Below are 20,405 nucleotides of genomic sequence, written 5' to 3' on the forward strand. Positions count from 1 at the left end.
GCGGGGAAGGGGACCGGTCCGGGGCCCGGTCAGGGGGTGGTGGAGGAGACCACGTAGACCTTGGAGACCTTGGGGTCGGTGAGGTCGACGGTGATGTCCCGGGTGGGCCGCGGGTCGTCCTGTTCCAGGGTGGTGCCCTGCCACGGGGTCTGCGGCTTCCAGTGCCAGCCGGCGATCGAGGTGTCGTGCGCGGAGATCGAGACGCCGGGGGTCAGGTCCTTCCGGCCGATGCCGAGGGAGGACAGGAAGCGGTCCAGTTCCGGCGGGGTGACCGCGAACTGGACGTACAGCCGGCTGGTGCGCCAGTTGTTGGTCTCCAGGAACCCGACGCGCCACGCCTGGTCCGGTACCGGGACCTCGTAGATGCTGCGCTGCACCTTGGAGGGCCAGCCCGGGCGGACCTGGGACGCGCCGACCTTGGCGGCCTTGTCGCGGCCGCTCTCACGGCTCTGCTGGGTGGAGATCGCCAGGTAGCCGGCAGGTACGCCGACCAGCAGCAGGATGATGATCGCGGTGATCCAGCGGCGCTTGACGACGTGCCTGCGGTCCTCGGCGGTGGGCGTCGGGGTGCCTTCGGCGTCGGGGGCGGAGGCCTGGTGGGGCAGGGTGGGCGGGTTCACTGTGCGTCCTGGTCGTCGGGGGCGGCGGGGTCGCGCCGGCCCAGCTGCTGCGCGTAGCGCTCGTACCGCTCGTAGCGCTCGACCCGGCGGCGGGTGGCGCGGCGGAAGCGGCGGGCGACGAGCCGGGCGAGGTCGGCGGCGCCGACCATGCCCGCCTCGGGGCCGAGCTGGGCCTTGGCGATCCGGGCCTCGGGGCGGTAGCCGCGGCCGGTGAGGTGGCGGCGGAAGGCGTCCCGGGCCGGGCCGATCAGCAGGTCGTCGGCGGCGCTGACGCCGCCGCCGATGACGAAGCAGGAGGGGTCGAGCGCGGCGGCGAGGTTGGCGATGCCGACGCCCAGCCACTGGCCGATGTCCTGGAGCAGCTCGACGCACATGGCGTCGCCCTCGCGGGCCAGCTCGGTGATCAGCGGTCCGGTGATCTCGTGGACGTTGCCGCCGACCTTGGCGATGATGTTGTACGCGACCGGCGAGTCGGCGGCGGCCAGCTCGCGGGCCTCGCGGACCAGGGCGTTGCCGGAGCTGTACTGCTCCCAGCAGCCGCGGTTGCCGCAGGGGCAGCGGTGGCCGCCGGGGACGACCTGCATATGGCCGAACTCGCCGGCGACCCCGTACCGGCCGCGCTTGACCTGGCCGCCTTCGAGGATGGCCCCGCCGATGCCGGTGCCGAGCGTGATCATGACGAGGTGGTCCTCGCCGCGGCCGGCGCCGAAGCGCCATTCCGCCCAGGCGGCGGTGTTGGCATCGTTGTCGACCATGACCGGGACCGCGAGCCGGGACTGGAGCGCGTCGCGCAGGGGCTCGTCGCGCCAGGCCAGGTGGGGTGCGAACAGCACCCGGGAGCGGTCGGCGTCGACCCAGCCGGCCGCCCCGATGCCGACCGCGTGCACGTCGTGCCGGTCGGACAGGTCCAGCACCAGCTCGACGATGGTGTCCTCGACGACCTTGGGGCTCTTGGACTTGTCCGGGGTCTCGGTGCGGATCTTCTCCAGGATGATCCCGTCGGCGTCGACGACGCCGGCCATCACCTTGGTGCCGCCGATGTCGATGCCGACCGTGGGGACGCGCGGGGCGGTCAGGTGCGACCGGCGTTCCCGGGTCCCGATGGTCCGCAGGACGGTGCCTCGCGCCGACCCCCGGTGGGTGAGCGCGAAATCCCGGTACGTGCTCATCGAGTCGTGTCGTCCCTCTTGGGTGCGGTGGTTCGGGGGGGCCGGTCGGCGTCGTCCGCCGGGCCGCTCCGACCGGCTGCGCGGTCCTTCGCGGCCGTGGCGTGTGGGGCGCCTGCCCCTGATTCTGCCACTCGCTCCAGTTCGTGGCTCAGTTCGTCCAGCTCGGAGCCGCCCGCCATCTGCCGGGTGAGTTCGTCGAGCGTGATCGACTCGCGGGTGTGACTGCCCGCCATGGCGCCGCGCTTGAGGAGCACGAAACGGTCCCCCACCAGGTACGCGTGATGCGGGTTGTGCGTGATCAGGACCACGCCGAGGCCCGCGTCCCGGGCGGCGGCGACGTACTTGAGGACCACTCCGGACTGCTTGACGCCGAGGGCGGCGGTGGGCTCGTCGAGGACGAGGACCTTGGCGCCGAAGTACACGGCGCGGGCGATGGCCACGCACTGGCGTTCACCGCCGGACAGGGTGCCGATGGGCTGGTCCACGTCGCGCAGGTCGATGCCCATGCGCAGGAGCTCGGCGCGGGTGGTCTCGCGCATGAGCTCCACGTCGAGGCGGCGGAGGGGGCCGCGGCCCTTGGTGGGCTCGGAGCCGAGGAAGAAGTTCCGCCAGACGGGCATGAGCGGGACGACGGCGAGGTCCTGGTAGACGGTGGCGATGCCGTGGTCGAGGGCCGCGCGGGGGTTGGCGAGGACGGTCTCCTCCCCCTCGATCTCGAAGGTGCCGGCGTCGTGCCGGTGCAGCCCCGCGATGATTTTGATGAGGGTGGACTTCCCGGCGCCGTTGTCGCCGAGGACACAGGTGATCTCGCCCGCCGACACCTCCAGGGAGACCCCTTGGAGGGCGCGGATGTTGCCGTAGTACTTGCTGACGTCCGTCAGCTTCACGAGTGCGTCGCCGGTCATGCCCGTGCCTCCGCCCGCTTGCGGACCCATGCGTTGAGCAGCGTGGCCAGCAGCAGCATCGCGCCGAGGAAGAACTTGAACCAGTCCGGGTTCCACTGGGCGTACACGATGCCGTTGCTGGTCATGCCGAAGATGAAGGCGCCGACCGCCGAGCCGATGGCGGAGCCGTAGCCGCCGGTCATCAGACAGCCACCGATGACGGCCGCGATGATGTAGAGGAACTCGTTGCCGACGCCCTCGCCCGACTGGACCACGTCGAACGAGAAGAGGATGTGCTGTCCGGAGATCCAGGCACACAGGGCGACGCCCATGTAGAGCCCGATCCGGGTCTTCACGACGGGCACGCCGGTGGCGCGGGCCGCGTCGGCCCCACCGCCCACGGCGAAGATCCAGTTCCCGGCGCGGGTGCGCAGCAGGATCCAGGTGGCGACGGCGACGATGGCGAACCACCACAGGATGGTGACCTTGAGGGTGACCGAGCCGATGTTCCACTGCGAGGCGAAGAGCGCGCGGGCGGAGGAGAAGCCCTCCATGTCGGCGATGGTCTTGGTGGAGACCGTGCCGGTGATCAGCTTGGTGAAGCCGAGGTTCAGGCCGGTCAGCATCAGGAAGGTGCCGAGCGTGATGATGAAGCTGGGCAGCTTCGTGCGGGTCAGCATGAACCCGTTGAAGAAGCCGATGGCCAGGGTGACCAGCAGGGACACGCCGACGCCGACCCAGACGTTCGCGGTCATCTGGTAGCTGAACATCGAGCTGACCAGCGCCGAGGTCGTGACCATGACACCGGCGGAGAGGTCGAACTCGCCACCGATCATCAGCAGGGCCACCGGCGCGGCCATGATCCCGATGGTGGAGGCCGAGTACAGGACCGTGCTGAGGCTGGAGGCCTGCAGGAAGCTCGGGGCGGCGATCGAGAAGAAGACGAAGACGGCGACGGCGCCGACCACCGAGCCGAGCTCCGGGCGGGCGAGCAGCTTGCGCAGGGTGGAGGTCGGCGCGAGCCGTTCGTCGACGGCGGCGGGGGTGCTCATCGGCTGCCCCGCTGGATGTACTTCTCCAGCTCGGCGGCCTCGTCGGCGGTGACGATCTGCGGGCCGGTGAGCACCGGGCGGCCGCCGCCGAGCACGTTCGCGTTGTAGCGGTAGAGCCACAGCAGGTCGATGGCCTCGTAGCCCTGGAGGTAGGGCTGCTGGTCGACGGCGAAGCCGAGGGCGCCGGACTTGAGGTCGCGGGCGACCGAGGCGTTGAGGTCGAAGGTGTCGACCTCGGCCTTGCTGCCGGCCGCTTCCTTCGCCTTGATCGCGGTCGGGGCGAAGGGGGCACCGAGGGTGACGATCGCGTCCACGGACGGGTCGGCCTGCAGCTTCGCCTGCACGGACGCCTGGACGGAGGGCATGTTGGTGCCCTCGACGTACAGGTTCTCCATGGTGCCGGAGAAGGTCTTCTTCGCCCCGGCGCAGCGCTGCTCGTGGCCGACGTTGCCCTGCTCGTGCAGGACGCAGACGGCCCGCTTCTTCCCGCGCTTGTTCAGCTCGGTGCCGACGGCCTCGCCGGCGATCTCCTCGTCCTGGCCGATGTGGGTCAGCGCCCCGTACTCGGCCGACTGGGCGGAGCCGGAGTTGACCGTGATCACGGGGATGCCGGCCTTGACGGCCTTGGCGAGGACGTCCTTGAGGGCCTCGGGCTTGGCCAGGCTGACGACGATCCCGTCGACCTTCTGGTCGATGGCGTTCTGCACGAACTGTGCCTGCTGCTGGGCCTGGTCGTCGTGGGCGTAGACGAAGTTGATGTTGTCCTTCGCCGCGGCCTCCTTGGCGCCCTTCTGCACGATGTCCCAGAAGGTGTCCCCGTCGCCCGCGTGCGTGACCATCGCGAAGGTCCAGCGCGGCGTGGAGACGGCGGGTCGGCCCGCCTCGGCGGCCCTCGCGCGCTCCTCGGCGCGCTTGCCGCCCGTACTGCTGCAGCCCGCGAGCGAGGCCCCCAGTACCGCCGCGAGCACGGCGCCCACGACGCGTACCCCTGTCCGAACCCTAGCCACGTCGCCGCGCCCTTCCCTCGTCACCAATTCGGTCCGTCGTCGAGCCGGTCACCAATCCGGTCATTCCGGCTCCATTCCGGTCCAGCCGCTCAGTATCCGCCACAGTCGACCATGAAGGGGCATCGGGGCACGCGCGGTCAGGTTGACATGCGTGGGCGGATTGACAGGTTCCGCCGACAGGGTCAGGTTGAGTGCATGCGCATCGGCTTGATCGGAACGGGCCGGATCGGGTCCTTCCACGCGGCGGCACTGGCACGCCACCCGGAGGCGGGCTCGCTCCTGCTCGCGGACGCCGAACCCGCGCGGGCGGCGCGCCTCGCCGACCGGCTCGGGGCCACCGCCGCGCCCTCCGTGGAGCAGGTCTTCACCTGGGGCGTGGACGCGGTGGTGGTGGCGTCGGCGACCGAGGCGCACGCGGATCTCGTCGTACGGGCGATCCGTGGCGGGCTGCCGGTGTTCTGCGAGAAGCCGCTGGCCCCTGACCTGAACCGGACCCTCGCGGCGCTGCGGGAGGTCGCGGCCCTGGGCGGACTGCTCCAGGTGGGCTTCATGCGGCGCTTCGACGCGGGCTACGGCACGGCCCGGGAGCGGGTCCGGTCGGGCGCCCTGGGGCGGCTGCACACCGTCCGGACCACGACGGGCGATCCGGCGCCGCCGGAAGCCGCGTACCTGGCGACCTCGGGCGGGCTGTACCGGGACTGCCTGGTGCACGATTTCGACATGGTCCGCTGGGTGACCGGGCACGAGGTGGTCGAGGTGTACGCGGCCGGGTCGGACGCCGGTCCGGCGCTGTTCCGTGAGACGGGCGACATCGACACCGCGGCCGCCGTGCTGACGCTGGACGACGGCACCCTGGTCACGGCCACCGGCACGCGGTGCAACGGTGCCGGGTACGACGTGCGCATGGAGCTGGCCGGGGAGCGGGACCAGGTCTCCGTCGGGCTGGACGACCGGACGCCGATCGCCTCCACCGAACCGTACGGCCCGCCCGCGGCGAGCAAGCCGTGGGCGGGTTTCCTGGAGCGGTTCGCCCCCGCCTACGAGGCCGAGCTGGCGGCCTTCGTCCAGCTGGTGCGAGGCGAAGGACCCAATCACTGCGACGGCCGGGAGGCGCTGGCGGCCTTCCGGATCGCGGAGGCCTGTGAACTCTCGCGGCGGGAGCGGCGCCGGGTGCGGCTGGAGGAGCTCCCGGACCTGCCGGCTCTGTAAGGGGGGCACGGGGCCACAGTACGACGGGTGATCAATGTCGGCTGCGGCGCTTTCCGGACACCCTCAGGAGGTGCCGGCGGCGGGGGTCACGGCCCGTCGCCCCCAGGCGGTGCCCACGAGGACCAGGAGCGCACCGGCCAGGCCCAGGGAGCCGAGGTGGTCGCCGCCGATGGCGATACCGGCGAGGGCGGCCCACAGCGGCTCGGTACCCAGCAGCAGGCTGACGCGGGACGGCGAGGTGCGGCGTACGGCCCACATCTGCACGAAGAAGGCGAACAGGGTGCAGAAGACGGAGAGGAAGGCGAGCCCGGCCCACTCGGCGGGCCCGAAGTCGGCGGCGGCCGCCCAGGGGCTGTCGCCGGTGCCGGGGACGGCCGCCAGCAGGGCGAAGACGAGGACCGCGGCCCCGAGCTGCACGGTGGTCAGGGACAGCGAGTCGGCGTCCTGGACGGCCTCGATGCGGGCCATGAGCAGGACGTGCAGGGTCCGGGCGAGGGCGGCACCGAGGATGAGCAGGTCGCCGAGGCTGGGCGCGGTGAATCCGGCGCCCTGGGTGAGCAGCACGACCCCGGCGACGGACACGGCGGCGGCGCCGAGGAACCCGAGGGACGGCGCCTGCTTCCTGACGGCCGCTTCGGCGAGCGGGGTGAAGATCATCGTCAGGCTGATGATCAGCCCGGCGTTGGTGGCGGAGGTGTGGACGACCCCGTAGGTCTCCAGCAGGAAGATCCCGCCGAGTACGAGGCCCAGCACCCCGGCGCCGCGCAGCTGGGCGGGGCGCAGGGCGCGCAACCGCGTCCAGCCGGCGACGACGAGCACGGGCAGGACGAGCGCGAACCGCAGCACGAGCACCGCGATGACGGTGTGGGTGGTGGTGATGCCCTTGGCCGCGAGGTAGCTGCCGCCCCAGACGACGGCGACGGCCAGCACGGGCAGATCGGCGAGCCAGGCGCGGGGGGAACGGCCGGGGGCGGCTTCGAGGGCGGGTGCGGCGACGGTCACCGGATGTCTCCAACGGGTCTTCGGCGGGTGGAGACGGCGGCGGCTCGCACGGTGGGCGCACACTACCGGAGCCGATCATGCGGGGCGACCCCTTTGTCGGCGGCCCCCGCCGGACCCGTAGCATCGGCGACATGGCTGATCTCTACGCCCTGGACCTGGCGTTCGACCTGCTCGACGGCACACCCGACCATGTGCTCGCGGAGGTGCGGCGGCAGCTGTCGTCGCCGGACGGCCTCCTGGCGTCCCGAGGCCCGGCCTGGCGGGTCGGCGGCATGCTCGTGGGCGAGTTCGGACCGGCGGAGCGCGGCGGTTGGGCCCTGACCGTCCGCCAGGAGGTCCACGAGGAACAGCTCCCCGAGGTGGAGGACCTCCTGCTCGTCCTGGCCCCCCACGTCCGCCCGCCGGGCCCGCTCGGCCGGCTGCGCCACTACGAGAACGAGGCCCCGGACCTCCTGGTCCTGCGCGAGGGCCGGGTGGTCCAGCTGGCGCTGGACCGGCGGTAGGGGGCGTCTTCGGGCCCCTGCCGGAGAAGCCGGCGGCCCGGACCCACCGTACGGAGTCCGGGAGCCGCCTGGCCGGGCTGGCCCCGGAGCGACGGGCCGCCACGCTCCCCGGCACTGGCCGACCCGTCCCGAACGGCAGCCCGCGCCGCCTCCGAAGCCCCTGCCGCGCCACGGGGAGGGGGCCGCAGCAGGGGGCGGAGCTTCGGCTGCCGCCACGCCGAGCCGCAGCGGGACCGGAGCCGCGGCTGCCTCGCCGAGGGACCGCAGCGCCCGGGCGGCCACGACCACCGCCACGCCCGGGGTCGGAGTGGGGCCTGAGCGCGAGCGAGGGGCCCTCGCCAGGCGGAGCCGACGCGGCTGCTTGCCGCGCATCGGCCGGCGGCGGGGAGGGGTGCGGCGCCAGCGCGCCCGGCGTGTCAGCCGACGGTGCCGAAGGCAGCCCGCCCCGTGGGCCGGTAGGTCTGGATCGCCGTCCCGGCCGACGTTGTACGGGAGCCCGTCAGCCCGTACGCGGTCGGCAGCCCGCCGGTGGGGAACAGTCGCTGCCCGGCGCCGAGTACCACGGGGAAGACCAGCAGGTTCAGCTCGTCGACGAGGTCGCGGGCCAGCAGCCACTGCGCGAGCACACCGCTTCCGTGCACCTGCAACTCCCCGTCCATCGTGTCCTTCGCCCGCACGATCTCGCTCTGCAGGTGCTCCCCGTCGAGCACGCTGGCCGGCCCCCAGGCCGGATTCTCTAGGGTGGCGGAGGCGACGTACTTGTGCAGCCGGTTCAGCTTGCCCGCGATGGGGTCGGCGGGGTCCTCGTGCGCGGGCCAGTACGCGGCGAAGATCTGGTACGTCCGCCGCCCGAGCAGAAACGCCTCGGCCCGCCCGAACACCTCGGTGATGAACTCCCCCATCCCCTCATCGGCGAACGGCGCGACCCACCCCCCGTACGCGAATCCCCCACTCGCATCCTCCTCGGGCCCCCCGGGCGCCTGCATCACGCCGTCCAACGTCAGAAAGGTGGTGAGACTCAACTTCCCCATATCTCTGCGCTCCTCGCTCGCTGGTCTAACAGACACGAACCCCGAAGGATCACCGCTCGCCCAACATCATTATCCCCTCTTGGCCAGAATCAGAAGCGATACTCGAGCGCGGGGAATCTCAGCTGCTCGACCAGTTCGCCATTCTCACCTCACGACCGATGAAACCCACATCCGTCCCACTGCTACGGACGAGCAACCTCATCCCGCCCCACCCACCCCCTATCCTGAACGCCGCCAGAATACGCTCTCCCCCATTACCGCCAGAAAACGACCCACCAAGGAAGCGGCACATTAAATTCACAAACACCGAGAGGCCCCCTCCGCAATATTCTACGGAGGAGGCCTCAAAAGAGCTACCGGCCGGACTGAAGGAGCCCCGTCAAGCAGCTTCCAGCACCTTCAATAGCGACTGATTCAACTTTCGGAAGACTCTACCACCAGTCGAAAATTGGGGACTTTCTCGACCCCCTTCAGAACCTTAACCCCAAGAGGAGGCACGAATGCGCGATTCGGCATCAGGCCATTCAGGCAAGAATCGCACCAGAACACCGACATGCCCGACATGGACGCGAGGTCATCGACCACGAAGATCAACTGCAGCTTCTTCGCGCCGCAACTCGGGCAGCCCTCACAGGCAACCCCGTCGGGATTCGCGTATAGGTGCTCGTACACCCGAACCCATCGAGACGAATCCGACTCTATAGTCATTGCAACGCGCTCCCGACTTTCTCCCACCAATGGTCCTCGAACTTTTGAGCAGCAGTCTCCCACGCGTTCGCGGCATCGTAGGCGCTAGGATAGCCCATCCCAGACCTGATCTGATCAACATGAAACCGCTCATGCGCCAGAGTCCGCGCCAACTGCTCCTCGTTTTGAAAAGCGTTCCGCGCCAAAGTAATGACACCCGTAGGCGAGGTTATTCCAGCAATTCCCGCTCGAGCCTTATCGATCCTCACAGTGATGCCCGAGATGTCGATACCATACTTTTCCGCGACGCGGCAAACACAATCCATATTCATTGGCAGCTTTGGACCAGAGCCCGACACATTCCTACTCTGGAGCGCCGCTTCTGCACCATCTCCCTTGCTGAACAACCTCGTAACGAGGCTTTCAGATCTCCTTACCAATGTAGCCCCAGCCGCCACCTTCGCTACTGGAGGCATTGGCGCGAGCACTTCAGCGATGATCGATTCCAAGGCGTTCTCGTCGGATTCAACACCGAGTTTCTTGAACAGCCAGTTGGCCTGTTCGCGTCCGGATATACCGAAGAGGGACATCAACCGACCTGTGGGTAGCATCTGGTCGGTACTTGCGTAGCCCCGGACCGCACCCGTCCAGATGTTGGTCCACGTCGAGGGCTTCTTCTTCGCCGTCAGCGTGGTCACACCACCCCTGCCACTGCCGCCCCGGCATTCGGGGTCGCGTGAGCAGAGGCGATAGTTGGATTCCCGGGCCGCACGCTGCGTGATGCGCCGCTGCGCGACCTCCACCACCTTGCTGGCCTCGGCCTGGAAGCCGCCGTCGCTGTCGCCCTCGAAGTACTTGAGGCCGTCCGGGTCCAGGTTGGTGATGGGGTTGCCGTTGGCGTAGGTGTACCCGTTCATCTGGAGCGGGTCGGTGATGTCGATGACCGGGTCGACGGTGATGAATCGGCCGGTGCCGGCTTCGTATTCGCGGGCTCCGATGTGGGTCAGGCCCGTGGTGTTGTCGTCCGTGCCCGTGCCCAGGAAGGAGCGGTCTCCGGGCCAGTCGGAGGGTTGGCTTCCGCGGGGGTTGCCGTACGGGTCGGACTTGCGGCGGGTGGTCGGCTGTCCGGCCTTCTGTTCGACGCTGATGGTCGCGGTGTTGTGGTGGTCGGTGAGCAGGTGCGACAGGGTGTGGCCGGTGGTCTTGCCGTTGGTGCGGCGGACCGTGGTCGGGGCGCCGGGGCCGCTGTAGTAGCGGACGGCGTCCATGGCCTTGCCGGCCTTGTCGACGGTGATCTCGGTTTCACCGAGGTAGAGGGTGCGGGCGCTGCCGGTTTCCTGAATGACCCGGTTACCGGACGCGTCGTAGAGGTAGCTGGTGACGTTGCCGAAGCTCCACTGCTGGGCTGGCGTGGCGGCCGGACTCGCGCACGTGAAGGTGTGCAGGTCGTTGCCGTCGGCGTCATTGTCGTTGGGAACGGTGAGGCACTGGTTGGTGCCGGTGATGAGGGCCTTGTCCGTCCCCCGGTAGGTGAACTTCTGGCTCGGCTCGCCCGGCTTGCAGGCCTTCAGGACTGCCTTGCCGTTCTCGGAGGTCAGGCACTTGCCGAGAGCCTGAACGGTGTCGCCGGTGATACGCCACTGCTGGGGCTTGCTCTCGTTGCAGGACAGCAGCTGGACGGGAGTTCCGTCGGCAGTGTTGCCGTCCTGGACGTCGAGGCACTTGCCGGAGAGACCGGTGACCGCGACGGACCCGATGCCGGGGCTGGTGGCCGAGAGGAGCTTGCTGCGGCGATCCCAGTTCAGGGTCTGGGTGTCACCGTCGATGGTGCGGGTCTTGGTGCTGCCCGCCGCGCTGTAGGTGTAGGTGGACAGGGAGTCGACCGTGGAGCCGGGCGTCCTGGTGGTCTTGTTGACCTTGGTCAGGGCGTGGGGCTGCTTCTTGGGATGGGGGAGGGCGCCGCCCGTGATCTCCACGCCGTAGGAGTACGTCGTCTCGTCGTCGAGGGCGCTGTTGGTGGGGTCGCGATCGGTGAGCTTGGTGCGGTTGCCGATGGCGTCGAACTGGTAGTCCTGCCAGTAGGCATCCCCGGGCGTACCCGATCCCACCTCCGTGCGTGCAGGGCCCGTGGGACCGGTGGGGCAGCCTTCCGTCTTGCCCGTCCAGGCACGCACGAGCTGGCCCATGGCGTCGTAGCTGTAGCACTGACGGTCGACGAGGGGCGGAGACTGCGGGGTGGTACCGGGGTAGGTGTCCTTGATAGCGGTCGGGTTGCCGACCGCGTCGTACGTGTAGCTGAGGGAGGAGAGGAGATTCGAGCCGGACGCGGAGTCGCGCGTCTCCTTGTGGGCAGTCGCCGAGGCGACTCGTCCGGTGTGGGGGTCGTAGGTGTTCGTGGTCCACACGCGGTTGGGTGCGTTGCCGGAGGCGGTGCGCAGGATCTCGCCGTAGGGGCTGTAGACGGTTTCCGCGGTGTACCAGGACAGGCCCGACATGGTCTGCACCATGCCGTCGGCGTTGTATCGGGTGATCAGCTTCTCGGCGGCGAGACCGCCGATCGTGGCCGGGAAGGTCGTCGATTGGACCTTTCCGGTGGGGGTGTACGTGGTGCTGTAGGCGTAACTGCCGGCCAGGCCCTTCGTAGCGGGCAGGTCCGGGATGGTGATCCTCGAACCGGTCGGCCGGTACTCGCTGTCGTAGCCGGTGACCTCGGTTTTGTACGACCCGGCGCCCCACTTGCGGGTGGAAGCGACGGGCTGGCCCTTGCCTCCCGGGAGGGTGTCGTAGGTCCAGGTGGCGATGGGGTCGGCGGTTTCGGAGTCGTCGCGCAGTGCGGTTTTGCGGCCGAGTACGTCGTAGGAGGTGTACTGGGTGACGTTGTAGACGTTGGTCGTCGAGACCTGCTGGTCGAGGTTGTTGTAGGTGAAGGTCGACTTGGCAGACCTTCCCCGGCGGCCCGTGCCAGACCAGTTGGCCCGGGACCGCCATCGGCAAGACCAATGTGACCTTCCAGGTCAAGGGCACCGACCGCAACGACCGGCCGGATCAGCAGAACCTCGACCAGGTCCAGATCGCGGTGTGGGGCAACAGTGGGACGGCCTTCGACCAGTGGCTTTCACCCAACAGCGATGGCGTCGTCACCGCCGAGGTGCCCTGGAACACCTTCACCGACGGGCAGACGTACTACTGGCTCTCCCGCACCAAGGACAAGGACGGCGCATGGTCGAACGGCAGCGGGCCGCACGACTCCGGTAGCGGGGCTTGGTGCACCTTCACCGTCAGCCACACCGTCCCGCCCAACCCCGCCGTCTCCTCCACCGCCTTCCCGCCGCAGGGCGACAACTTCAACGAGTGGAGCACGGAGCCCGCCAGTACCCCGGGCCAGAGCTTCACCATCAAGGGCAACGGCGCCAAGGCTGAGGACATCCGCGAGTACCAGTGGAGCCTGAACCGGCCCCTCTTCGACCAGAAGGCCGTACCCGGCGTCGGCAGCGACACGGTCTCCGTCCCGCTCCAGGTGGACACCTCCGGTCCGAACGTCCTCTACGTCCGCACCGTCACCAAGTCCGGCAACGTCTCCGCCCAAAGCGCCTACGGGTTCCTCGTCAGGCCGAGACCCGGCCAGGACACGCCCGGCGATGTCACCGGAGACGGCCACCCCGACCTCCTGGCGATCGACAAGGACGGCAACCTGCGCACCTACGCGGGAGACGCGGTCGGCGACACCGACGCCTACATCCCCGGCGCGGTCGAGAACGGGCAGCCCGTCGCCCCCGGGTACTGGAAGGACCCGACCACCGGCCAGTCCGCGCTCATCGGGCACGCCACCGACTGGTACCCCGGCGACGGCCTCACAGACCTGATCGCACGGATGCCCGACGGCAAGCTCTACATCTACCCCGGCACCGGCACCGGCCAGTTCGACGTCGGCCGCCGCATGCAGATGCAGCTCCCGCTGAGCGCCCCGGACCCGTCCGTCTTCCGACAGTTGGTCGTGACCGAGGACATCGACGGCGACGGCCTGGGTGACCTGTTCGCCCTGGACGCCGACGGCTTCTGGGCGTTCTCCGGCTACACCGGATCCAGCCTCACCTCCTACAAGAAGATGGCCACCGGCTGGGCCGGCCGCGACATCGTCGGCGTCCGCGACGTCTCCGGGGACAAGGTCCCGGACCTGATCTTCCGGGACAACACCAACGCCAACCGGGGCCTGGCCCTGCGCAAGGGCAAGCCCGGCGTCAACGGCGGCGTCGACCTCACGTCCCTGGAGTCCAAGGCGAACTCCGAAGGTGCTGAGGACTACACCTACGCCACCACCGGCTGGGGCAGGACCACCTACCCCAAGGTCCTCGGCACCCCCGACGCCAACGGTGACGGCATCCCCGACATCTGGGCCGTCGGGACCAACGAGAACCAATGGCTCATCCAGGGTGGCATCAGCGCCGTCGGTGGCGCCATCGGCCGCGACGAGGACGGCTGGAACACCTTCCTGACCATCGGCTAGCCGGGTCGGGCATCGGTAACCACGGGCGCCTCGCCGGGAGATGACTCCCGGCGAGGCGCCCGTCGTTTTCTTCCGGTGACGCGGAGGAACGCCGGGTCGGATTCCTGCCGGCATCGTTCACCTGCCACGCAGTTTGATTGAACTCGCAACCAACCGATGCGGGAGGAACAGCGTGGACAGCGACAACAGCGTGGCTCTGGTGACCGGTGGGAGCAGGGGCATCGGGGCGGCGGTCGCCCTGCGGCTCGCCGAGGACGGGGTCGACGTCGCGATCACCTACGTCAACGACGCGGAGGCCGCGGCCGAGGTCGTCGGGAAGGTCGAGGCGCTCGGGCGGCGGGCTTTGGCCGTGCGGGCCGACGCCGCGGATCCCGCGGCCGCCGGCGTGGTGGTGGAGCGGGTCGTGGCGGAGTTCGGGCGGCTCGACGTACTGGTGAACAACGCCGGGGTGGGGGTGCTCGGGCCGCTGGAGGCGCTGGCCCCGGCCGACGTGGAGCGGGTGCTCGCGGTCAACGTGCGCGGGGTGTTCGACACCACGCGGGCCGCGGCCGCGCACCTGGGCTCCGGCGGGCGGGTCATCACCATCGGCAGTTGCATGGCCCAGCGGGTGCCGGGGCCGGGCGGGACGCTCTACACGATGAGCAAGTCGGCGCTGATCGGCTTCAACAGAGCGCTCGCCCGGGAGTTGGGCGGGCGCGGGATCACCGCGAACATCGTGCACCCGGGGCCGGTGGACACGGACATGAACCCGGCGGACGGACCCTACGCGGCTTCGCAGGCGGCGCTGACGGCGCTCGGGCGGTTCGGTGCGCCGCGGGAGGTGGCGGCGGTGGTGTCGTTCCTCGCGGGTCCGGACGCCTCGTACGTGACGGGGGCGGAGTTCGCGGTGGACGGGGGGCACGCCGCGTAGCCTCGCCGGGCGGGCGGGCCGGGCGTGCGGGCGGGTTCCGGAGCCGGACCTGTCGGCGGGCGGGTGCGGACCGCCCGCACGGGGCTCCGCCCCGGACCCCGCGCCTCGAACGCCGGCGGGGCTGAAGTGTGCCCGGACCGGGGGTGGACAGTTCGGGCCGAGGCCGAAACAGCCCGGAACGAGCAGCAGCCCGCCCCTGGGGTGTCGGCCCCCGGGGCGGGCTGCACGCAGCGGCCGGACTAGCCGCCCAGTTCCTGGTGGCGGGCCGTCAGCGCGGTCGCGCCGGACTCCGTCAGGGAGCCGTACAGGCGCAGGCGGGAGAAGCCGCCGTCCGGGAAGATGTCGATCCGGACGTGCGTGCCGACCGCCGGGGCGTCCAGGACGAAGCGGTGGTTGGTGTCGGGCTGCAGGCGGGTGCGCGGCAGGAACTCCTGCCACTCGCCCTCCTCGCCCGTCTTCACCGACAGCGAGGCCCAGCCGGCCGAGTTGCCCTTCAGGTAGGCGGTGTCGATCTCGACGGCGCGGATCTCGGACTCGGCGACGAGCTGGTAGCGGATCCAGTCGTTGCCGTTGTCGCGGCGGCGCGCGGTCTCCCAGCCGTCGTCCATCTTGCGGGAGCGGCCCGGGTTGATGGTGTTGGTCGGCGGGGAGTAGAAGCGGTTGGAGGCGTCCTGCACGGAGCCGCCGTTCTCCAGGGCCACCACGTCGAAGGAGCCGAGCGCGTCGAGCCACTTCGGGTCGGGCAGGACCTCGCCGTAGACGCGCAGGCGGGCGATGCCGCCGTCGGGGTGCTGGTTGACGCGCAGGTGGGTGAAGCGCTGCTCGGCGTCCACCTCGAAGCCGTTGGCCGCGTGGCCGCCGACCGCCGTGCGGGGCACGATGGTCGTCCACTTGACGTCGTCGCCCTGGAGCTCCTCCGGGGTCGGCGCGAGGGCGCCCGCCCAGTTGGTGGCCTCGACGGAGACGGCCTGCGGCATGTTGCCGCGGAAGTGGGCGGTGTCGACGACGATGCCGCGGATCACGCCGGGGGCGCCCAGGCGTACGAGCGCCCAGTCGTGGTCCTCGGGGGTCGGCCAGGGCTGGGTGGCGGAGACGCCACGCCGGCGGCGGGTCTCCCAGCCGTCCATGACCTTGCCCTTGTGGCCGAAGTCCTCGGGGTCGAAGTGCGCGGCCTCGGAGATCAGCAGGTTCTCGCGCTGGGCGAAGAACTCGTCGTTGGCGGCGATGACACCGGCGCCCAGCTCACGGGCGGCGAGGTTCGCGTACTGGGTGAAGGGGAACTCCGCGGTGCGGTAGTCCGCGTACGGGTCGCCGCCTCCGTACGGGTTCGCGTTGCCGGTGAAGGATTCAATCGCCACTGGTCAGTTCTGCCTTTCGAGGAGGAGGCCCGTGGGCTCGGTCGGGGTGCCGTGGTCGGCGATCCGCGTGCCGCGCAGCCAGGTGGACTTCACGACGCCGTGCAGGGTCTTGCCCGCGTACGCCGTGACCTGGTTGCGGTGGTGGAGTTCGGCCGGATCCACGGTGAACGTTTCTTCGGGGGCGAGCACGGCGAAGTCGGCGTCGCGGCCGGCCTCGATCGCGCCCTTCTGCGCCAGCCCGGCGAGGGCGGCCGGGGCGGCGGACATCCAGCGGACGACGTCCTCCAGGGTCCGGCCGCGGCGGCGCGCCTCGGTCCAGATGGCGGGAAGGCCCAGCTGGAGGGAGGAGATGCCGCCCCACGCGGTGGAGAAGTCGCTGGTCTTCAGGTCCGCGGTGGAGGGCGAGTGGTCGGAGACGATGCAGTCGATGGTGCCGTCGGCGAGCGCGTCCCACAGGAGGTCCTGGTTGGCGGCCTCGCGGATCGGCGGGCAGCACTTGAACTCGCTGGCGCCGTCGGGCACTTCCTCGGCCGTGAGGGTGAGGTAGTGCGGGCAGGACTCGACGGTGATCCGTACGCCCTCGGCCTTGGCGGCGGCGATCAGCGGCAGCGCGTCGGAGGAGGACAGGTGCAGCACGTGCACGCGGGCGTTCAGCCGCTTGGCCTGGGCGATCAGGTTGCCGATCGCGGTGTTCTCGGCGTCGCGCGGCCGGGAGGCGAGGAAGTCGGCGTACTTGGGGCCCGGGACGACGGGAGCGGCGTCCAGGTGGTGCGGGTCCTCGGCGTGCACGATGAGCAGGCCGCCGAAGCCGGTGATCTCGGCGAGGGAGGTGGCCAGCTGCTCCTGGTCGAGCTCGGGGAACTCGTCCACGCCCGAGGGCGACAGGAAGCACTTGAAGCCGTAGACGCCGGCGTCGTGCAGCGGGGCCAGGTCCTTGACGTTGTCCGGCAGGGCACCGCCCCAGAAGCCGACATCCACGTGCGCCTTGGCGCGGGCGACCTCCTGCTTGACGCGCAGGTTGTCGACCGTGGTGGTCGGCGGCAGGGAGTTCAGCGGCATGTCGAGGATCGTGGTGATGCCACCGGCGGCCGCGGCGCGGGTGGCCGTCCAGAAGCCCTCCCACTCCGTGCGACCCGGGTCGTTGACGTGGACGTGGGTGTCGACGAGGCCGGGGAGCAGGACGTCGTCGCCGAAGTCCTCCAGCCGGGCCCCGGCCGGAACCTCGGCGTCGTGTGCCAGCACGGCCGTGATCTTCCCGCCGGCGACGGCGACCGAGGCGGCGCGCGTCCCCTCGGGGGTGATGACGCGCGTCGAGCGCAGTACCAGTTCCACAGCCACGTCGGCCACCGGAACCTCCCCATCTACTTCCACAGAGCGAAATTCAACGTTCTGTTGACGGAGTCTTCCCCGCGATCGGTACCCCGTCAAGAGCGTCCGGACGGACCACTGACACACCAGGGCCGCAATTGGATGTTTCCACAGGATGGAATTAAGATTTCGCTATACAGAATGTAGCTATCACCACCGGCAACCGGGCGAATACCTTCCGGAGGACGTCCGCCACCAGGACAAACCCTCTCTGACCGGCGACGACGACCTCGACCCCAGCACTGGGACGGACGCCGACCGCCGGGTAGGCTGCTCCCTTGCCTGCCAGCACCGAAAGGACCGCGCCGTGCCGACGTCCAGCGCCAGCACCACCGACGCTTCCTCGAAGACCCCCGCCGCCGGCGGTGGCGTCCAGTCCCTCGAGCGCGCCTTCGACCTGCTCGAACGCATGGCCGATGCCGGGGGTGAGGTCGGCCTCAGCGAGCTCTCCGCCGCCAGCGGCCTGCCGCTGCCCACGATCCACCGGCTGATGCGCACGCTGGTGGCGTGCGGCTACGTACGCCAGCAGCCCAATCGACGGTACTCCCTCGGCCCCCGTCTGATCCGCCTCGGCGAGTCCGCGTCGCGCCTGCTGGGTACCTGGGCCCGCCCCTACCTCGCCCGCCTGGTCGAGGAGACCGGGGAGACCGCGAACATGGCCCTCCTCGACGGCGACGAGATCGTCTACGTCGCCCAGGTGCCCTCCAAGCACTCCATGCGCATGTTCACCGAGGTCGGCCGCCGGGTGCTGCCGCACTCCACCGGTGTGGGCAAGGCGCTCCTCGCCCACACCCCGGCCGACGAGGTACGGGCCCTGCTGGCCCGCACCGGGATGCCGGCGGCGACCGAGAAGACCATCACCACGCCCGAGGGCTTCCTCGACGCGCTGGAGCAGGTCCGCAAGTCGGGCTACGCGGTCGACGACAACGAGCAGGAGATAGGAGTCCGCTGCCTCGCCGTGTCGGTGCCGAACTCGCCGACCGCCGCCGCGATCTCCATCTCGGGTCCGGCGGGCCGGGTCACGGAGGCCGTGGCCGAGTCCTTCGTGCCGATCCTGCAGGGCGTGGCCGCCGAGCTCTCGGTGGCCCTGGCCAACCAGAGCCCCGCGTAGGTTCACGCGGTCCTACACGAAGGCCCCGGCCGCCCCTCGACACGAGGGGCGGCCGGGGCCTTCGCGTACCGCCTTCGCCCGTGCCGCTCAACGCACCGGGGCCGGGGCCGGGCCGAGCGTCAGGCTGCCGTCCGTCATCGTCGCCGTACGGTCCATCCGCTCCAGGTGGGCGTGGTCGTGCGTGACCAGCACCGTGGCCGTGGCGCGCTCCCGGGTCAGGGTGACCAGCAGGTCCAGCACGGCCGCGCCCCGCTCGTGGTCGAGCGCGCTGGTGGGCTCGTCGACCAGCAGCACCGCCGGCTCGTTCATCAGGGCGCGGGCTATGTTGATCCGCTGGCGCTGACCACCGGAGAGCTGGTGGGGGCGCTTGTCGGCCTTGTCCGCCAAGCCCACCGCGTCGAGCAGCTCCAGGGCCCGCCGGCGTACCGCGCGCGCGGGGCGGCCGGAGAGGTGCGCCATGACCTGGAGCTGTTCGGCGGCGGTCAGCGCGGCGAGCAGGTTCGGCTGCTGGAAGACGATGCCGATCTTCTCCCGCCGCAGGGCCGACTTCTCGGCGGGGCCGAGCTCCGTGGTGTCCTGGCCCGCGACGACGACCCGACCGGAGTCCGGGGTCACCAGGGTGGCGGCCACCGCGAGCAGGCTGGACTTGCCGGAGCCGGAGGGGCCGATGACCGCCGTCAGCGTGCCGGCGGGCACCTCCAGGCCGACGGCGTCGAGGGCGGTGAGCCGGCTCTCGCCGTCGGGGTAGGTCAGCGTGACGTCGTGGACGAGGAGGGTCATCGGGCGCTCCCGAGGGCGGTCAGCGGGTCGACGGCGGTGATCCGCCGGATGGACAGGGCGGCGCCCAGCGCGCCGAGCAGGATCATGATCGCGGCGGGGAGGAGCACCGTGGCGGCGTCGAGGACGAAGGGCACGGGGCCGCCGTCGATCAGCGCGCCGAAGCCGGCGGCGAGCGCGGTGCCCAGCCCGGTACCGATGGCGAGCATCACGACGGCCTGGCCGAGGGCGTCCTTCAGGAGGTACGGGGTGGAGGCGCCCAGCGCCTTCAGGACGGCGATGTCCCCGCTGCGCTGGATCGTCCACACCGTGAAGAAGGCGCCTGTCACCAGGGCGGAGATGGCGAAGAGGAAGCCGCGCATCAGTTGCAGCGAGCCGTTCTCGGCCTGGTACGAGCCGATGGCGCCCAAGGCCTCGTCCACGGTCCGCACCTCGGTGGTGGCGGCCCGGTCCGCGGCGGCGAGGTCCGCACCGTCGCCGACGGAGAGGGCGACGACGGTCGCGAGGGTGTCGATGGAGGTGCCGGGGTTCCCGACGCGCTGCCAGTCGTTGAGGTCCATCCAGACGACCGGGGTGTGGCTGTACGCGGCGGTCCCGGACACGCCCGCCACGGTCAGTTCCAGCGGGCCGATCTTGAGCTTGGCCCCGGCGGTCAGGCCGCCCAGCTCCTTCGCGGCCTTCTCGGTGAGGACCACCTGGCCCTGGGTGAGGCCGGCGTTCCGCGGTGCGAGCCCCCCGGCGGAGGCCACACCGAAGACCGAGATCGCGGCGGTGCGCTCACCCGAGACGGCGTTGGTGGTGCGGATGCCGAGCGGCTCGGCCGCCTTGACCCCGGGCCGCGCCCGCCAGGCCAGCCAGGCGGGCTCGGCCACCTGGGAGTTGGTGAAGGACACCTTCTGGTCCCCGGTGGGCGCGGCGAAGGCCAGGTGGGTGGCGGGCAGACCGGTGATGGCCGAGATGTTCTCCCGGGCCAGGCCGGAGGTGAGCCCGGACAGCAGTCCCACCAGCAGCGTGATGAGCAGCACGACCGAGCCCATGAGGGCGAATCGGCCCTTGGCGAACCGTAGATCTCTCCATGCGACGAACATGTTCCCCACCTTGGTCATCCGCGTGGACACAAGGCATCGCGCCACAGTAGTGATCCTCGTATCGAAGGGTGCGTCCGGACATCGAACTTTTGGTTGACCGGGGCCGGCCCGCCCCCACTTACGCT

At 70.5% G+C, this 20,405-nt stretch carries 17 protein-coding genes; 5 read left to right on the top strand and 12 right to left on the bottom strand.

Annotated features, from left to right (window positions below; translation table 11 throughout):
* Window positions 1-29 precede the first annotated feature (29 nt).
* From ACGFYY_RS37485 to ACGFYY_RS37505, 5 genes are read right to left on the bottom strand one after another with little or no spacing between them, the layout of a single operon-like run.
* A complete protein-coding gene (locus ACGFYY_RS37485; protein WP_393716499.1) occupies window positions 30-620 on the bottom strand; it encodes a hypothetical protein in 591 nt (196 codons plus the stop codon).
* Window positions 617-1,789 carry an ROK family glucokinase gene (locus ACGFYY_RS37490; RefSeq protein WP_393716501.1) on the bottom strand — a complete coding sequence of 391 codons (1,173 nt, stop codon included), beginning with the start codon at window positions 1,787-1,789 and terminating at the stop codon, window positions 617-619. Before ACGFYY_RS37490 ends, ACGFYY_RS37485 begins: the two co-directional genes overlap by 4 nt.
* Window positions 1,786-2,724: an ATP-binding cassette domain-containing protein gene (locus ACGFYY_RS37495; RefSeq protein WP_393716503.1), complete on the bottom strand. Its 939-nt coding sequence runs from the start codon at window positions 2,722-2,724 to the stop codon at window positions 1,786-1,788. Before ACGFYY_RS37495 ends, ACGFYY_RS37490 begins: the two co-directional genes overlap by 4 nt.
* Entirely contained in the window at window positions 2,691-3,725 is a 1,035-nt protein-coding gene (locus ACGFYY_RS37500; RefSeq protein ID WP_393716505.1) for an ABC transporter permease, read from the bottom strand. The genes ACGFYY_RS37495 and ACGFYY_RS37500 overlap by 34 nt, the downstream gene beginning before the upstream one ends.
* Entirely contained in the window at window positions 3,722-4,702 is a 981-nt protein-coding gene (locus tag ACGFYY_RS37505) for a sugar ABC transporter substrate-binding protein (protein ID WP_393716507.1), read from the bottom strand. Before ACGFYY_RS37505 ends, ACGFYY_RS37500 begins: the two co-directional genes overlap by 4 nt.
* A gap of 225 nt (window positions 4,703-4,927) precedes the next feature.
* On the opposite strand from ACGFYY_RS37505, the gene ACGFYY_RS37510 reads away from it, so the two are divergent.
* A complete protein-coding gene (locus tag ACGFYY_RS37510; protein WP_365275459.1) occupies window positions 4,928-5,941 on the top strand; it encodes a Gfo/Idh/MocA family oxidoreductase in 1,014 nt (337 codons plus the stop codon).
* A 63-nt stretch (window positions 5,942-6,004) separates the two neighbouring features.
* Here the strand turns inward: ACGFYY_RS37510 and ACGFYY_RS37515 are convergent, their stop codons facing one another.
* The gene (locus ACGFYY_RS37515) at window positions 6,005-6,943 is read right to left on the bottom strand and encodes a DMT family transporter (RefSeq protein ID WP_393716509.1); all 939 of its coding nucleotides are present in this window, start codon (window positions 6,941-6,943) and stop codon (window positions 6,005-6,007) included.
* 131 nt (window positions 6,944-7,074) lie between these two features.
* Here ACGFYY_RS37515 and ACGFYY_RS37520 point away from each other — a divergent pair, with 131 nt between their 5' ends.
* The gene (locus tag ACGFYY_RS37520) at window positions 7,075-7,446 is read left to right on the top strand and encodes a hypothetical protein (protein ID WP_365275453.1); all 372 of its coding nucleotides are present in this window, start codon (window positions 7,075-7,077) and stop codon (window positions 7,444-7,446) included.
* Between the two features lie 416 nt (window positions 7,447-7,862).
* Here ACGFYY_RS37520 and ACGFYY_RS37525 read toward each other — a convergent pair whose 3' ends face one another.
* Together ACGFYY_RS37525 and ACGFYY_RS37530 are read right to left on the bottom strand one after the other, a co-directional pair.
* A complete protein-coding gene (locus ACGFYY_RS37525; protein WP_393716511.1) occupies window positions 7,863-8,477 on the bottom strand; it encodes a dihydrofolate reductase family protein in 615 nt (204 codons plus the stop codon).
* A gap of 704 nt (window positions 8,478-9,181) precedes the next feature.
* On the bottom strand, window positions 9,182-11,671 hold the full coding sequence (locus ACGFYY_RS37530) for a ricin-type beta-trefoil lectin domain protein (protein ID WP_393716513.1): 2,490 nt from the start codon (window positions 11,669-11,671) through the stop codon (window positions 9,182-9,184).
* A 494-nt stretch (window positions 11,672-12,165) separates the two neighbouring features.
* On the opposite strand from ACGFYY_RS37530, the gene ACGFYY_RS37535 reads away from it, so the two are divergent.
* Window positions 12,166-13,668: a hypothetical protein gene (locus tag ACGFYY_RS37535; protein WP_393716515.1), complete on the top strand. Its 1,503-nt coding sequence runs from the start codon at window positions 12,166-12,168 to the stop codon at window positions 13,666-13,668.
* Window positions 13,669-13,840: 172 nt separating this feature from the next.
* Window positions 13,841-14,578 (top strand): SDR family oxidoreductase, encoded by a 738-nt coding sequence (locus tag ACGFYY_RS37540; protein WP_365278014.1) that lies wholly within the window; start codon window positions 13,841-13,843, stop codon window positions 14,576-14,578.
* Window positions 14,579-14,817: 239 nt separating this feature from the next.
* On the opposite strand, the gene alc is transcribed toward ACGFYY_RS37540, so the two are convergent.
* On the bottom strand, window positions 14,818-15,936 hold the full coding sequence (gene alc / locus ACGFYY_RS37545) for an allantoicase (protein WP_393716518.1): 1,119 nt from the start codon (window positions 15,934-15,936) through the stop codon (window positions 14,818-14,820).
* Window positions 15,937-15,939: 3 nt separating this feature from the next.
* Window positions 15,940-17,274, bottom strand: a complete 1,335-nt coding sequence (gene allB, locus ACGFYY_RS37550) for an allantoinase AllB (protein ID WP_393716543.1) — start codon at window positions 17,272-17,274, stop codon at window positions 15,940-15,942.
* A gap of 337 nt (window positions 17,275-17,611) precedes the next feature.
* Here allB and ACGFYY_RS37555 point away from each other — a divergent pair, with 337 nt between their 5' ends.
* Window positions 17,612-18,415 carry an IclR family transcriptional regulator gene (locus ACGFYY_RS37555; RefSeq protein ID WP_393716520.1) on the top strand — a complete coding sequence of 268 codons (804 nt, stop codon included), beginning with the start codon at window positions 17,612-17,614 and terminating at the stop codon, window positions 18,413-18,415.
* Window positions 18,416-18,502: 87 nt separating this feature from the next.
* On the opposite strand, the gene ACGFYY_RS37560 is transcribed toward ACGFYY_RS37555, so the two are convergent.
* Complete coding sequence (locus tag ACGFYY_RS37560; RefSeq protein ID WP_393716522.1) at window positions 18,503-19,195, bottom strand: ABC transporter ATP-binding protein; 693 nt, start codon at window positions 19,193-19,195, stop codon at window positions 18,503-18,505.
* Complete coding sequence (locus ACGFYY_RS37565; RefSeq protein WP_393716524.1) at window positions 19,192-20,280, bottom strand: ABC transporter permease; 1,089 nt, start codon at window positions 20,278-20,280, stop codon at window positions 19,192-19,194. The genes ACGFYY_RS37560 and ACGFYY_RS37565 overlap by 4 nt, the downstream gene beginning before the upstream one ends.
* Window positions 20,281-20,405: the final 125 nt, after the last annotated feature.

The sequence above is a fragment of the Streptomyces sp. NPDC048331 genome (genome assembly GCF_043201215.1).
Lineage (GTDB): Bacteria > Actinomycetota > Actinomycetes > Streptomycetales > Streptomycetaceae > Streptomyces.

Bases quoted from the DNA above. Each gene is read 5' to 3' on its own strand.
- ACGFYY_RS37490 (WP_393716501.1), bottom strand. From the start codon at position 1,789: ATGAGCACGTACCGGGATTTCGCGCTCACCCACCGGGGGTCGGCGCGA.
- ACGFYY_RS37495 (WP_393716503.1), bottom strand. From the start codon at position 2,724: ATGGGTCCGCAAGCGGGCGGAGGCACGGGCATGACCGGCGACGCACTC.
- ACGFYY_RS37500 (WP_393716505.1), bottom strand. From the start codon at position 3,725: ATGAGCACCCCCGCCGCCGTCGACGAACGGCTCGCGCCGACCTCCACC.
- ACGFYY_RS37510 (WP_365275459.1), top strand. From the start codon at position 4,928: ATGCGCATCGGCTTGATCGGAACGGGCCGGATCGGGTCCTTCCACGCG.
- ACGFYY_RS37520 (WP_365275453.1), top strand. From the start codon at position 7,075: ATGGCTGATCTCTACGCCCTGGACCTGGCGTTCGACCTGCTCGACGGC.
- ACGFYY_RS37525 (WP_393716511.1), bottom strand. From the start codon at position 8,477: ATGGGGAAGTTGAGTCTCACCACCTTTCTGACGTTGGACGGCGTGATG.
- ACGFYY_RS37530 (WP_393716513.1), bottom strand. From the start codon at position 11,671: ATGGTGCAGACCATGTCGGGCCTGTCCTGGTACACCGCGGAAACCGTC.
- ACGFYY_RS37560 (WP_393716522.1), bottom strand. From the start codon at position 19,195: ATGACCCTCCTCGTCCACGACGTCACGCTGACCTACCCCGACGGCGAG.
- ACGFYY_RS37565 (WP_393716524.1), bottom strand. From the start codon at position 20,280: ATGTTCGTCGCATGGAGAGATCTACGGTTCGCCAAGGGCCGATTCGCC.